We start from the raw sequence: 15,880 nt of genomic DNA, 5'->3' as shown, positions 1-15,880 counted from the left end.
GCCGGATTGGCCTTGCCACCCTGGGCTAGCAGGTATTCACGCGCACCGGCCACCACGCGACCGCTCAGCGCAAACGCACCACCGGACTTGCCGCCCACCTGGACCACTTCGATGCCGTCGTTTTTCGTGTACGCACCGGTGTCGGCCACGCCGTTGATCTTGAGGCGCGTATTACCGGAGGTGTCGCCCTCGACCACCAACTTGTCGGTCGGCGAGGCGTCGTCGCCCAGCACGGTGTTGAGCACCAGCGTGCCGTTATTGCCGGCGTAATTGCCATGCACGACCAGCGCCTTGAAGTCATCGGCGGCGGGGGCTGCGAAAGCCGCCGTGCCTGCCAGGGCCAAGTCTTGAAGATCAGACGATGAGGTGATGGTCCAAAGACTGGTGTCATCGATTACAAAGTCATGCGCGCCATGAGCCGCACCCTGCAGGGTCGAGCCGTTACGCAGGTTCACGTCGACGAGGCTGGCGCTGTCCGCCTGCACGTTGCCGAACAGCTTGGACTGACGGTCCGCGTCCAGTTTGACCGACGAATGAGTGGCGCCCTTCACCAGGGCATCGAGCAGGACGCCGTTGCCACCGGTGATTTGGGCACCATTGTCGGCAAGCACGTTGAGCGTGGAGCCCTCCGCACGGATGGCATTGGACTGGGCGCTGTTCATGGCGCCGCCCGACGTGGTGAACGACTCTGTCGACACACCGTCACCTGTGGCGTACAGGGCCGAAGCGCCTGCTCCCGAGGCTAGAACATCGCTATCCACCAGATTGATGACGCCGCCACGAGTCACGCTCGTGCCGTGCGCCTGGGCGCCCGTCGTTTTCACGCTCGAGTCTATTGCCGTGATGAGCGACGCCGATGCATCGGTGCCCTGCCCCACAGAGGAGAGCCCTACCGAGCCCAGCCCCCGGGTCTCGATGACATCGCCGCCCAAGGTGACCTTGCCACCGTTGCTTGCCAGGGCTCCGACAGAGCCATCACCGATGGTGGCGACATGCGTCTGCGCTGTCGCACCCAAATCGACCTTGCTGCCCAGACCGTCGGCGAAGAGGCCATGGCTGGCTTTGCCCCGCGTCGTAAGGTCGCCGCCATCCATGGTGACGAGGCCACCCTTGGACGCGCTAGCGCCATTGCCGTTCGCACCCGTGGTCAGTAGTGTGCTGTCCTTGAGCGCAATGATGCCGGTGGTGGCGTTAGCGCCCACAGCGTTCGCGTTGGTGGTCGTGACGTCGGTGCCAGCTGCATCGATTCTGCCGTTGTTGTACGTGTACAGACCGTGGCTACCGGTACCGCTGGTGGTAATCGAATCGTTGTTGAGGTGAACCGTGCCGGCCAGGGCATAAGCGCCAAATGCGTTCTTGCCCGTCGTGGTGATCGTTGTCCTGCTGGCGTCAGAGAGATCGACTACGCTATCGACGGTATTCGCATACAAGCCGATGTTCACGGCATCGATCGTTCCTCCTTTGACGACGATGTTGGACCCCGAATCGGCATGGGCGCCGTTGCCGGCGGCCTTGATGCGTACGTTATCGGCAATGGTCTGCGTCTTGGCGTGCTGACTGTACAAGCCAGCGCCAGACGCATCGATCGACCCACCCGTCATTTGGATAGAGCCGCCCTGCACGGCGAAGGTGCCATTGGCACTCGGGCCCGTCGTCACGATGGCAACATCGTTGAGAACGATCTGGCTGCCGGCATTGGCGCGTGCACCGGCCGCATTCAGGCCGCCGGTAATCAGAGAGGTGCCTTGCGCTGTGATAATGGAATCCATCGCACTGAGTGCGTGCGCGGTATCACCGGCGGTTTGAATCTGTCCGCCGTTGAACGTCATGCGACTCTTGCCCAGGGCGTAGGCGCCAGAGACCAGACTGCCTGTCGTCGATACCGTGACGTTGTCTGCATTCAAGACGGCATTGGTGCCACTGGCCTGCAAGGCGGAGCTAGTTGCCTGTGTGCCTGTGGTCGTGACAGAGTCACTCGTCAGCGATAGCGTTTGCCCCGCGTTGACGATCTGCGGCGCGCTATAGGTTGTCGCATGGGCGGCAGCTCCCATCATCATGGCGGGCATGGCAAGCGCAGCCGACGCCACCGCGAACATGGTGACGCTCGATCGAGCATCTTTCTTCTGGCCTCGCGCAAGCTCCGAAGCAACTGTCCACTTTCCGGTCGATGAATGGCGAACCAAACGATAAATCTTGTTCACAGCTCAAAACCTCTAGGAATGTCTGAAGGAAAACCTGATCAACCTTGAAGGTGAAGCCCGGTAGAGTCTTTATGTGCGGGCGTCCGCCGTATCCCTCGGCATGAACGACATGATCCGGGTCAGGGGTCGACCGAAACATACGAATAGTCTGAGAACGGGGTGGTTTGAGAAAACTCTCAAACGGGTTTGACGTGAGGATTGGATGCTGATTCGCGCGCTCTGCATCAGACTGCGGAACCTCACGCTTGAACGTGGCCGCCTTCGCACCGCTTAAGTGGTGCATACAAAAAAAAGGCCGCCCCAGTACATCGAGGCGACCCAGATGAATCCGCAAAGTGCGCGGCAGTCAAGATGCCAGAAAGAGCTCCGAGCCTGAGCGCGATTCTGCGCTCTCTTGCGAATTTGAGGAAATATCTTCTACAGGATGCCGATCAACGCGGGATGCGCTTTCACTGGCGAAAATTCGGTCGCTCGATAACTAGCGAGCCCATGCAGCTGGAATGGGTCATGCGCAAGAATGGTGTTGAGATCAGAGCGACTGATCCGACCACTGGCCAAAATGACACCGCCATCGCGGGGAATTTTAGGACCGGACGCGAGGAAGACTCCATTCAAATATTGCGCATCGAGAAAGTGGCGATGCGCCTCTAATTTCGCCTCAATGGCATCAAGGGGCTTCAGATACGTCAATTCAACAATAAACATAGTGAGAAGATCTCCGCATAACTTGCTGTGCTGCAGGTTGCGACGTTAACTAGGGCCACTCTGCATTATTCGCCTTAGTGAAGAAAGGCCATTAACTAATGACAGGAATTGTCTCTGCTCACCTGAAAAAGGCCGCTACGTAACTCGAAGCGGCCCCGCACTTTTGCGACTGCGTTAGGCGGTTTACCAGGTGTGCTTGATGCCAAGGAGCGCCTCGCCGCCCGACTGGTTACCCGGGGCGAACTGCAGACCACCGTGACCCCAGGCGCTCCAGCCATTAACCAGCTCGACTTGCACACCAGCCTTCATCTCGTAGGGGTTCGACGAGCGCTCGGAGCTCCGCACGTTGCCGTTGAATGCAACGGCCTGCGTGCTGTCGTTATGCCACCAGTTGGTCTCTATGAACGGCTGAACGCGGTTCTGGCCCATGCCCAGCTCGCGGGTAAAGAGGCGCGCACCCAGGCGAGTGGTGAGACCGCCGCCCTTCGCCACGGTCACCACAGTACCGTTCACCTCCGTGTGGTTGGGCGCACCGTAGTCGCTCCAGATCCCCTGCGCTTCAGGCTCGATATACCAGGCGCGGTTGCTGCTGTGGCCGATGTCAAACGCGTAACCCGCTTCCACCGAGGCTGACAGATTGGTGGAGTTGTAATGCTCCTCCGTCAGATTCTGGCCCTTCACAGTGTTGTTGTACCGACCGTACTGCAGCCAGCTGTCCACATACAGGCCGGTCGGCTTGGAGGCGTCCTTGTACCAGGTGCCATACATGCCCAGGGCGTAGCCCTTAACCCTGCCGGTGGCCTGATAGTTGGTAATGCTGGAATCGGCCTGCGTGGTGGCCTGACCGGTACCGGCGATGAAACCGTAGTGTGTACGGCTGTCACCGTCCGTCCAGCGGTCAAGCTCGCCGCCGATCTGCAGCAAGCCGGTTTGGGTGCGCGCGCTCAACTGATCGGCACCGGTAACCGTGTCGAACGTCTTGCCTTCCACGCGTGCCCACACCGCCCGGTGCTTGTTGTCGTCACCGTTGGGATGCTGACGCTCGGTGTAGTCCACCTCGCCCAGACGATCGTGCAGTTCGTGACGGAACATGCCAATCGCTGCGAGCTGGTTGCCCATATAGGCGGCAACTTCCGGACGATATACAGGCACCGGCGGCGGTGTCGGCTGGCAGTCGGTGCAGACGGGTTCCGGCTGCGGATCGGGCTGCGGCTGCGGGTCGGGCTGAGGACACGTGCCCGTCGTCTCACACGACGGTGGTGTCGGCGGCAGCTCGGAACGCAAATACCAGTTGCCGTCGCTAGCGTTGCCACCATGAGCGGCATCGCCACCCTGGTGCAGGAAGTATTCGGAGGAACCGGCCACGGCGCGACCAGACAGCGTAAAGACGCCCGATGCCGAGGCCGACTTGTTGAGCACCTCCACCAGTGCAATGCCATCACCCGTCGTCACGGCACCCGCACCACCCACGTTGTTGACCACGATGCCGGTCGGTGCGATGCCAAGCTTGGTGGAGTCAACCACCAGCATGTCCGACTGACTATTGGCGCCACCTTCGTCAAGCACCGTGTTCACGCGCAACGTGCCGCCGTTGGCGACATAAACGCCACCACCGTCGACACCTGCCGTGTGACCGCCAGAAATAACCAGCGCGTTACCCACAACGTGGCTACCACCTGTCAGGTCGATCAGGCCACTGTTGTTGAATGAATTTACACCCAGAATCTGGCCCTGCACGGCACCGCCGTTCACTGGCATGTTGGTGGCATGGCCGAGCGGCAGATAGGCGCCCGTAGTATCGAACGCAGTGACTGCCGCACCATTCTGCGCGGACAGGTTCAGCACGCCGCTGTTGTTGGCCGTATTGGCACCACTGGTGCCGAAATCCGACACGGCGACACCCCAGGTGTCACGCACGCCATCACCATCGGTATCGGCAAAGTTGCGCAGATTCCACGTGCCGGCATTGTCCAGCGATACCGTCGAGCTAGTGGCCTGCATGCTGCCGGTGACATTGCCACGGCTGGAGATATCGAACGTGCCGACCTTTCCGTTCAAGTCACCCCGCAGAGCCACGTCGCTAAGCGCGCCGACCCTGCCATCATTGGTAACGGTCTGCGCCACAGCGCCCGAAGCAATGCCTGTCGCACCGCCCATGATCATGCCACTGGTCGAGTTCTGAACGTTGACCGACGTGTCAGACTCAGCGTGGATGCCATCCGAACTCACGTCCAGCGTGGCGATGCTGCTGTCGTTGAAAATCGCCACGGTACCGTTGCCGGCCGTGGCGTGAATGCCGTGTGCCGTGTTGCCCTTGGTCTCAATGGTGCCAGCGTTGTCGACCTTGATATTGCCGTCGGTAGACCTGGCGAGAATGCCATCGCCCGCATTACCCAGTGTCTCAATGTTACCGGAATTCGTAATGCTCTGATCACCAGGCAAACTGTCCGTCCAAATGCCCCGACCGAACGCGCTGCGCACCGTGAGGTCGCCCGTATTATTGACTGCGACAGAGCTCACGCCGGTGGCAATCGCACCGCCGCCGGCGTAATTACTGCTAGCATAGATGCCGCTGGAATGGGTTCCGTCCACATCCATCGTGGCGCCGTTAGCCACGATAACCGAGCCATTGGCACTCAAAGCTGCAATACCAAAGGCCGTGCTACCCGCACCGTTATTGGCATGCGTGGTCAACTTGCCTTGGGAGGCAACGTTCACCGGGCCGGTGGTGGAAAAAGCAAAGAGGCCATCGGCGTTGTCGCCACAAACCTCAATGGCACCACCGTTATAGGCAATCGTGGCATTGCCGGCGTCAGCTATGGCTCGAATGCCAGATGCGTCCTCACCATGGGTCGTCACATCGCCCGAATAGGTTACGGACGACGAGCCCGTCTGCTTGGCAATGGCGTAGATGCCATGCCCACGGAAATTCACTGCATTGGACATGGCGACAGGCCCGCTGCCCGTGACGACGACATCACCGGTACCGAGGTTTTGCGCGTAAATACCCATTGCGCCACTACCGCCGGACACGTTGATGGGGCCAGTGTTGTTTACATTGACCGACCCGCCACTCGTGGATTCACCCTGGCTTGCATAGATACCGTGCGAAGCAGCCCCTTGGGTTGCAATGCTGCCACGATTATCGATGGCCATCGAGCCGTCACTTGACGTCAAGTCACTGGCCTTAGCCTTTATCGATGCGGAAATGCCCGCTGCATTGCTGGAGTACCCAAAGGCGGAAGAGCCACTATCCCCGGCAGTCGAGATTTTGCCCGTATTCGTGATGGCAATATTGCCAAGATGGGTGATCGCCTGAAGGCCGGCCGCATTCTTGCCGATCGTACTGACCTGACCACTATTGTCGATGATCGCGTTGCCGGTTGCGCCCATGGCAATGGCAAACAGACCTGATGATTCCACGCCCGTTGTGGCAACGTCACCATTGAAAACTATCTTTGCATCGCCCGCCATCACCTTCGTTACGGCCGGCGAAGCGCCGTTTGCGCCAGTATGAACGTAGACGCCCTGTGAGCGATTGAAACCGGTTGTACGCAGCGTACCGCCCGCGGTTACGGTTGCCGAGCCCGTACCCGAGCCTGCCAGGATGGCATTGCTTGCCCCGCCCGAAACCGTGATGTTGCCTGAGGTGAACGACACGTTGTCGGAACCACTACCGATGGAAATCGCGGAGACGCCGTTGGAGCGGAAATCCTTGGCACTTAAGTTGCCGCTGACGCGAGCGGAAATATCTCCATCGACGGTTTGCGCCGCAATGGCATCACTGAAAATGCTCGGAACGGTCTGACTGGTCGCCGAAGAGTAGTTCGCAGCGACATTGCCATCAGAATCAAGATCAACGCTCCCCGCCCCCTGGGCGCGCGCCCAAATGCCATGGGACCCCAGACCCTGCGTGGTGATATTGCTGTGGTTGACGATGCGGATATTGGCATCCGTATCCCCCCATGCGCTACTAAGCTTGCCTACGAAGATGCCTTGAGACGCCTCACCACTCGTGTTGATCGTCGTTCCCGTGACGGTTTCAACGTAAGCCGTCTTTCCAGCGCCATCGTGAAGGTCGTTTTTGCTCGCATCCACATTGTTGGCAATGGATACGGCAACGCCGTTGCTGTTGGTGGCATTCGTCGTGATCGAGCCGCCGTCGAACTTCACGGCGGAATCGTTCGCTGTGCTATCCAGCCAAATGCCATGGCCCCAGTTTTGCGCACCCGTTGCACCGGTCGTCTTGCCTGCAGTGATCGTGCCCGACACCGTGGCATTGATGGCACCAGCCTTGCTGGTGGCGCGAATGCCTACATGCTGAGAATCAATGTTGCCCGTCGACGTGAGCTTGACACCGCCATCGCCGTTGGCAATCGCATAGATTGCCGGCGCTTGAAAGGTATCCCGCGTCACCACCAGATTACCCGTATTGGAAACGGTTACAGCGCCGCCACTGGCATTGATGGCGTAACCGGCCGCCTTAATGTCGTTTTGATTGACAACATTTATAACGCCGTCCGACACAATGGCATCGATGCCATTGGCGCCAGTCGACGTGAGTGCACCGGTATTGCTGATATTCAGCGTATCGCCCGCCGCCGGCGTGATCTTTGGTGTTTGTGTCGCGGGAGACAGCGCCACACTGGCCGACGTAATGTTGTAGCCATTGTTGATTTGATGCGTCGCCGCGAAAGCCATGCAAGGAACTGTGGCAGACAACACCATGGCGCCAACACACGCGATGATGCTGCCGCCGGACGATTTCTTTCGTACTTTGGCAAATTCAGAAGCGACAACCTACGTGCTTGCGTCGCGGCTCCAGACAATGCGGTAAATGGTGTTCATACGGCCGACCTTTCAAAAGAACGCGAGAATACGAGATGCGTAGTCCGGCTTTGAACATTGCTGACGCGCGGCGGTCTACTGCGAAGCCCCATATCATCTCGCTTAAGTCGGTCACAAAAAATAAGTCTGGTCTGAAAAGTCGATTGGGAACACTTCTGCAGCTAACTTCCGAGCGCACCGAAGAAGCTGTTCTTCGTTCAACATCATGCGGCCATGGCCGTTCGCATAGACACCGTCAACCGGTTCGCCCGTCGTTGATACCGAGACGTCGCCTGCATTCAAAACGTCTTTGGAACCATCGGTCTGCAAGGCGGCATCGGTCGCCTGCGTGCCCGTGGTCATGACAGAGTCACCCGACAGCGGCACCGTTTGTCCAATCTTGGCGATCTTCCTTGCGCTATAGGCCGTCGCATGAGCAGGGGCGCCAATCAGCATGGCGGGCATGGCGAGCGCAACCGCAGCTACGGCGGACATGGTGACGCTCGACTGAGCTTTCTTCTGGCCATGCGCAAGCTTCGAAGCCACGGTCCACATATCGATCAATGACTGGCTGACCAAGCGATAGATCTTGTTCATGATAAAAAAACTCTGGGACATGTCTGGATAGCTGGCCTAACCAGCCTTGAAGGTGACGCCACGGCACAGTTTTCAGTGCGGGCGTACGCCATGTACCTCGGCGTGAACGACATGATCCGAGCCAGAGGACGCCCAAAACATGGGAATCGTCTGAATAAGGGCGGATTTGCGAAAATTCTCAACCGCGATCATCGCGAGGCGTGGGGATCGAATCGCGCTTCCCATCAGACTCCGGAAGCCAAAGCGAACACATAGCCACCTGTGCACGCCAGGGGCACATGCCTAAAAGAAAGCCGCCTCACTACATCGAGGCGGCTTTTGGAAAATCAGCACAAATTGTGATAATCACGATGCTGGTGCAGGCCTGTATCCGAACTTTGTGAAACTGCCCACCGATGCTACGGAGATGATTGCCGCTCACCTGAGCGCTCACATGCCCCTGCCCGGCCCTGCTCAGAGCGAGCTCCCATTGCACACCGCCGTCGGGAATGTGATGAAGCTCTACTGCCTTTCAGGCTCGTTTTTTCTGTTCTACCAGCCGTACTTCACGCCCAAAAGCCCACCCACACTGCGGTATCGCCCATCCCCCACCTGGATATCGATATGTCCCCACCCTGTCCACTGGCGGGCAAACTCCCACTGTAGACCGCCTTTGAGCTCATACACATTCGACATACCGGCGTTCAAGGTGATGTCGTCGAAGCTCATGCGATTGCTTCCCTGGTGATGCCACCAGTTAGCTTCAAAGAAGGGTTGTAATCGCGACGCGCGAGCGGTCGCGAGTGGGCGCATATACAAACGGGTGCCAATCCGCGTCAAAAGCCCCCCCGCGTCAATGCTCTTCACCACCGTGCCGGTGGTGTCTGCATGGTCACCGTCGTGATAGTCGATGCCGATGACTTGCGCTTCCGGCTCGAGGTAATAGTCGACGCCGCCCGGCTGCCCCAGGTTGAAGGCGTAACCCGCCTCCACTGAAGCGGTGAACGTGGTGCTGCTGTAGTCCTGTTCGCGTAGCAAGAAGCCTTGCACGCGCTGGTCGTAATGACCGGCCAATACCCATGCATCCACGTAAAGTCCGGTGGGCACGGATGCGTCCGCAAACCAGGTACCATACGCACCTACGCTATCACCGGTGACGCGTCCCCGCGAGAAGATGCCACTGAAGTTGGATGACACGCGCGTATCGGCATTACCCACGCCCAGCATCACGCCTACGTGGTAGCGACTGTCACCTTGATCCCACGCCGTCAATTCGACGCCGGCTTGCAACATACCGGTATTGGTGGAGCTGCCGACCTGCCCCATGCCCGTACTGGTGGTGAACTGTCCGCCCTGCACGCGTGCCCAGGCCGCGCCGTGCGAATTGTTGCCATCGCTGCGCTCTCGCTCGGTGAAGTCCACCTCACCCAGCCGATCGTGCAACGTCATCACGAACATGTTGGCGGCGGCCGCTTGATTGGCGAGATAGGCACCGATCTCCGGACGGAAGATAGGCACGATGATCGCAGGTGTTGGTGACGGCGCGGGTGCGGGTGCGGGTGCGGGTGCGGGTGCGGGTGCGGGTGATGGTGACGGCGCGGGTGCTGGCGGCGGCACCGGGATGGGTAGCGGTGTCGGAATGGGGGCTATCTCGATCACATCACGCAGATACCATTTGCCATCGTTGGGGTTGCCACCTTCCCCAGCGAAGCCGCCCTGAAACAGCAGGAATTCATAAGGTCCTGCGACAACGCGATTGGCGAGTCGAAAGGCGCGGGGGGCCGAGTCGCCCCCAACGTCAACCAGCAAAATGCCGTTGCCGACGGTCAGCTCGGGAGCGGCAGGCGCGTAGTTGACATCGATCGACGTAGCACCGGCACCCACACTACTGGTCTGTGTCCGCAATATGTCCGACGTGGAGTTGGGTCCGCCCTCGTTGACCACCGTATCGAGCCGAAGCGTGCCACCCTGTCCCACGTAACTGCCCGCGACGGACAACGTGTCTGCCGGCCCCGTCGAGCCGTTGGTCAAGTCTATGGTACCCGCATTGTTGACCGTGACCGAGTCCGGCGCCGAAATCACCGGGTGCACACCATTACCGGCAAAAAGCGTACTTCCCGCGTCGATATTGACGGTAGAACCACCCAACATCAGATTGTCGGTGAGGGTGAATTGCGTCCCCTGCGTGAAGTTGATGACGTTCCACACACTGTCGAGATTGACGCCTTTGCTCAGATCATCGGCGGCAAATGAGCCGCCACGATAGGTGATGCCTGAAAACGTCAAGGTATTCTCACCACTACCCCCATCAACGTGATAAGTCGTGGCCAGATCAACGCCACTCAGTGTCAGCGCATCGTCGCCAGCACCCATCTCAATCGAGCCGTTGAGACGTCCCGTCGTCCAATTGACAGTATCGTTTCCGTCACCGGCAGCGACCACGCCGGTGATCGCACCGCCGGCCATGTTGATCGTGTCGCCACTTGCGCTTCCGCGTATGGCCTGCTGCGTGACATCCGCCGCGGTGAGCGTGCCTAGGTTGGTGAAGGTCGTGCCACTACCGTTGGACAGATCAACGACGGGTGCTGCCATACTCACCGAGGTGAGCGTGCCGCGATTGATACTGCTGCTGGCCGTGCCAGCCAGCAGGGCCGGGCCACCGCCGGCATTCGTGACATTGACGGATGCGCTCGTGTCGACTGCGCCGGTCGTTTGCCCGGCGATACCCGTACCACCCACACCATCGACGGTGATGCTGTAACCGTCGCCCAGTGTGAAGTCACCACTGGCCAGCGCACCACTCGCCTGGCGAAACGCAAAGCCGGCGCCACTGCCGTGCACGCCAATGCTGGCGATGGAGGCCGGGTCGATTGATGTCGCGGTGCGAATACCGGCACCGTCGGTCACGTTGATGCTCGTGCCGTTGAGCGTGATCGCGCCGATCTCGGCGGCGTTCTCGATGCCGTTGCCGGTACCCATGTTGGTGACCGTTTGCGAACCGACATTCAGGCCCGCAGCGGTCGGGCTCACAAGAACGACAGGAACGCTACCCGCACTGCTAATGACACCGGTGCCAAGGAGAGTGGGAGCAGCACCATTGGTCACCTCCAATGCGGCGACTCCGCCATCGGCGTGAATCAGCCCATTGTTCGTGATCTGCGAACCGGCATTTTCGACACGAACGCCCGTTCCATTGGCGACAGTAATGGTTTGATTATTGGTCAACGTTGCGCCGGAGATCACCAGCGCGCCGATCGTTTGAGAGCCCGCCAAGTTCACCGTGCCGTCGTTAATCAATGAACCGCTATTGCGCGCGACAAATCCCGTGCCGCGTATGCCTGACGAGGTGATCGTTGCCTGATTGGTCAGCGTAGTGCCGGCCACTGGGCCGGTCGTTACTACGTTATGGAGATCGTAGCGAAGGCCATCGACCACGCCGGCAATGCTGCTCAATCCCGATGGATTGATCGTGGCTGCGGGGGTGATCACTCCCGTTGCTCCGCCATTGACGTAAATGCCCGTGGCGCCTTGACCAGTGAGATTCAGGGTCGCATTGCCCGACTCGAACGTGCTTCGCGTGCCGCTGCCCCCCGCACCATCGTCAGCACCCGTGACGACAAACGCCGTGCTGTTGGAGCCAGAGGCGACAAACACGGACCCGCCAGCGCCGCCGGCAAAACTCGCACCACCCTCGACGCGAAACAGCGTGGAATTGGGTGTCGAGACGTTCTGCGCACCCCTGGCGGCATTGACGATGGCCGAACCTGGACCGTAGACGAAGTAACCGACCTGGTTGTTGCCAGAAAGGAAATTGACATTACCGGTACTCGTGATGTTGATCTTGCCACCACCGCGTGCATGCAAGCCGATGCCGCCCACACCAGAGAGATTCACTTGCCCGCTGAGTGTGGCCACGCTGCTCGAGCCTTGCGCCCAGATCCCATAGTTACGCAGCCCGGTGGCACCAATGGCGCCGGTCACGTTTATCACACCAGATGAGGTCACGGCGACAGCTGCCCCCAAGGGGGACTGAGGATCAAGCTCCGGCTCCGACCCGGCTGGGTCTGAATCAGCGGGAAGCGCCACGTCCGTCAACTTGATGCCAATGCCATTTATGCCATTGACGTTGATCGTGCCGACATTCGTCACCTTGGTTGTATTGACGGCGAGAATGCCTTGGTTTTCCGCAGGAGCCCCTGTTGCCGCGCCATTGATATTGATCACGCCAGCAGCGGCATTGGTCACCGTGCCCGTCGATGCATTGACATAGATTGCTTGGCTTCCTTGCACCTGAGAACCCAAGGTGATGGTGCCCGAATTGGTGGCCGATGCTGGGGAGAGCACCTGTATACCCGTCAACGGCGTCACGCCATTGGCGACATCGTTGACAGCCTCAGGTGCAGCAACGTTGTATTGCGGTTGCCGGCCCAGATAGATCACGCCGGCATTCGTACCGCTGCCCGACGTCAGCACGATACCGGAAGTCCGAACGGCCGAGTTCTGGCTTCCTTCCGGGAGCGGGGCCACCCATACATTGATGACCCCATTGTTGGTGACTTGTGATGATCCATCGAGCGTACGCAAACCGAAAGATCCGGCGGCCGCGATATTGATGATGCCCGCATTGACGGCGGTCGAACTGTTATCGGTCGCGCCCATGACGTAAGTGACATCCGGGCTCGACGGAGACGGTGGATTGATGGCACCGGCCTGCCCCGCGAAGTATCCCGCATTGATCACGTTATTGTTGATCACGTGGCCGCCACCGGTGGCGTAAAGGCCAAAGGCGTAATTGTTGGCTCCCGTACGTCGCAACGAGATCGTGCCGTTGTTGATACCCGTCGCCCCTTGATCTGCCCAGATAACAGCGCCGACCATGCGGGGAACAGCGCGGCCATCCCGAGTGATATTGGTGGCGTCGATGAATGCACCAGCTGCTAGTTGCACGCTTGCCTTGGCCCCTACGGCTTGAATAACCGCGCGATTGCCGATGGGCTGATAGATCTCATCCACCATATTGGCAGGGCCGTTGGTATACGTAATGTTTCGCTTAGTATTTGTATATGCGCGATTGAATTGGGTAACATAGTTGTCTGGGGAAAGTTGCCCCGCCTGGAGTTTGCTGATCAGGAAATCGTTATAGGCTCGCAGTGACGCCGCATCTGTCACTGTTTTGGTGGACCCATCGAAAGCAGTAAATGTTCCCGCGTAGGCAGAGAACAGAAACACACTCGTTGTTGTTGACGTCCCGCTGGGGATGGCTGACGACGTGTCACCCATGTCGATCAAATTATTGGAACGCCAAGTCAGGCTGCTATTGACCGAACCGGTGCCGTCGACATAGAAGAGCGATGTTTGCTTGGCAATCATGGAAATGGCGTTGCCAGCGGCATTGGTCCCGCCGCCGTTGCCGAGATTGACATTCAAGGTTCCGCCGGCTGCGGTCACCGTGCCAAGTCGCGTGTTGATGTACTGTCCACCATTGACGGCAACATTGGTTGAGACCGTATAGACATCATGCGTATCTGTGATGTTTGCATCGTCGTACACGGATACGGTGACAGTGCCACCGGTGATCGGATCAGGCACAAGAAGTGTGGTCGCACGCGCCCCCGTGCTAATGACCAGTGATGCCGGATTGGCAGGGTCAGCATATTGGCTGCCTGAGGTTATCCGACCACTGGTAAAGAGCGTGGAAAGTGAGATGCTTGTCGCGCCACTGGTGCCGGGAGCTATTTGAGTACCCTGCCCAGTCAATGTGATGGTTTGACCACCACTCACCGTAGTCACACCCGAGCTAGTCGCCCCATCGTTGGTCAACGGCGAAAACGCTGGAAGGGTACACTGCGCTCCCACTGGAGTCGTTCCGTTAGCACAGGTCGATTGCGCCAATGCACTGGGAGACGCCATGGCCATCGATGCCAGCGCCGCGCCAATGGAACAGTTCAGTAGCGAGACCAATGGCCCGACCTGCCTGACGTCCTCTATGTTGGGCATGGCGTATCTCCTGACGCGTAGCGTCCGAATGATGCCTGCAAAGCCGATGTCAGTTCTGCCCGGCTGTCGAATGTCAAAGCATGAATGTCTATCAACTGGCGCGCGCAGAACTTCCATTTTCGTGCCGCGACCCGACACGCATGATAAGGCTGCGCTCAGCTAGTGCGTTTACATTCTAAAATTTAACGCGGATGAACCATTGTGGCCGCCTGCCCTCCGAGCCCACACTACTCAGCGTAGTAAGCAGCGTTCATGACTCAAGACTAGGTAGAGAATGCTCATATCGTCTGCGCTTGAACACAGAAGCCGCCTTTTTATCATGCAGCGTCGTCGAATTATCAAGCGTAGAACTACTTAAGTGCCCAGGCTTTCATCTTTCTGCAAGTAATGACACCAAACAAAAAACCGCCCCGGTTTCCCGAGGCGGCGGTGACTTCCCTGTCTCCCTTCAGACTCGCTTGTGCGGCATTACCAGCTGTACTTCACACCCACCTGGGCTTCGCCGCCGCGCTGGTGGCCGGCGCCCATCTGCACGCCCGCATGACCCCAGCCCGTCCAGCCCTTGCCCAGCTCGGCCTGCACGCCAGCCTTCACTTCGAAGATGTCCTTGGCCGTTTGCGCGGCCTGCTGTTCACCGTTGAAGGCCACTGCCTGCGCCTGGCCGTTATGCCACCAGTTGGCCTCAATGAACGGCTGCACGCGGTTCTGGTTCATGTCCAGCTCTCGGGTGTAGAGGCGCGCACCCAGTCGCGTGGTCACGCCACCGCCCTGCGCCACGCTCACTTCGGTGCCGTTGGCTTCCACGTGCTTGGGCGCGTGGTAGCGGTTGAAGATCACCTGTGCTTCGGGCTCGATGTACCAGGCACGGTTGGCGCTGTGGCCGATGTCGAAGGCGTAGCCGCTTTCCAGCGAGGCCGTCCAGTTTTTGGACTTGTAGTTTTCACTCATCAAGCTCTGGCCCTGCACGCTGTTCTTGTACCAGCCGTACTGCACCCAGCTGTCCACATACAGGCCGGTCGGCTTGGCGGCGTTGGCATACCACGTGGCATACGCACCCACGCTGTAACCCTTCACGCCACCCTTGGCCTGGTAGCTGGTGATGGACGAATCCACCTGGGTGTTGGCGTGGCCGATGCCGCCCATCACACCGATGTGCGTGCGGCTGTCACCCTTCGTCCACTGGCCCACTTCACCACCGACCTGCATGGCGGCCGCTTGGGTGGCCGAGTCAATCTGGTCGGCGCCGGTGGTAGCGTCGAAGGTGCGACCGATCACGCGACTCCAAACGGCCTTGTGCTCATTGCCATCTTCACCACGCTGACGCTCGGTGTAGTCGACTTCGCCCAGGCGGTCGTGCAGCGTGTGCTGGAACATGCCGATGGCAGCGATCTGGTTGCCCAGGTATGCACCCGGTTCGGGGCGATAGACCGGGGTGACTGGCGCGGCGGGCGTCGGCTGAACCGGTGCGGCCGGTTGCGGCTGCGGCTGGGCCGGCGCGTCGGGCGTCGGCGTCGGCGTCGGCGCGGGCACCGAATCAGGTGTGGGGCCCGGCTCCGGCTGCGGCTGCGGCTGCG

At 59.5% G+C, this 15,880-nt stretch carries 6 protein-coding genes and 1 pseudogene; all 7 read right to left on the bottom strand.

Features of this window, described 5'->3' with window-relative positions; translation table 11 throughout:
* A partial coding sequence (locus tag Y882_RS07045; protein WP_244466274.1) for an autotransporter outer membrane beta-barrel domain-containing protein occupies positions 1 to 2,096 on the bottom strand: 2,096 nt, incomplete at its 3' end.
* A 30-nt stretch (positions 2,097 to 2,126) separates the two neighbouring features.
* Positions 2,127 to 2,201 (bottom strand): annotated as a pseudogene (locus Y882_RS20950) (ESPR-type extended signal peptide-containing protein); the annotation flags it as partial.
* A gap of 417 nt (positions 2,202 to 2,618) precedes the next feature.
* Positions 2,619 to 2,906, bottom strand: coding sequence for a YciI family protein (locus tag Y882_RS19185; RefSeq protein ID WP_082120987.1), 288 nt, complete (start codon positions 2,904 to 2,906; stop codon positions 2,619 to 2,621).
* Positions 2,907 to 3,089: 183 nt separating this feature from the next.
* Positions 3,090 to 7,607 carry an autotransporter outer membrane beta-barrel domain-containing protein gene (locus Y882_RS07035; protein WP_046971198.1) on the bottom strand — a complete coding sequence of 1,506 codons (4,518 nt, stop codon included), beginning with the start codon at positions 7,605 to 7,607 and terminating at the stop codon, positions 3,090 to 3,092.
* Between the two features lie 258 nt (positions 7,608 to 7,865).
* Positions 7,866 to 8,330 carry an ESPR-type extended signal peptide-containing protein gene (locus Y882_RS07030; protein ID WP_156171354.1) on the bottom strand — a complete coding sequence of 155 codons (465 nt, stop codon included), beginning with the start codon at positions 8,328 to 8,330 and terminating at the stop codon, positions 7,866 to 7,868.
* 531 nt (positions 8,331 to 8,861) lie between these two features.
* Positions 8,862 to 14,423 (bottom strand): autotransporter outer membrane beta-barrel domain-containing protein, encoded by a 5,562-nt coding sequence (locus tag Y882_RS07025; RefSeq protein ID WP_082120985.1) that lies wholly within the window; start codon positions 14,421 to 14,423, stop codon positions 8,862 to 8,864.
* Between the two features lie 351 nt (positions 14,424 to 14,774).
* Positions 14,775 to 15,880, bottom strand: a 1,106-nt coding sequence (locus tag Y882_RS07020) for an autotransporter family protein (RefSeq protein ID WP_046971195.1), incomplete at its 5' end; no start/stop codon positions are given.

The sequence above is a fragment of the Dyella japonica DSM 16301 genome, from assembly GCF_001010355.1.
Classification (GTDB): domain Bacteria; phylum Pseudomonadota; class Gammaproteobacteria; order Xanthomonadales; family Rhodanobacteraceae; genus Dyella; species Dyella japonica.
Note: the sequence above shows the minus strand (reverse complement) of the source record. Positions and strands in the feature narration are given on the sequence as shown.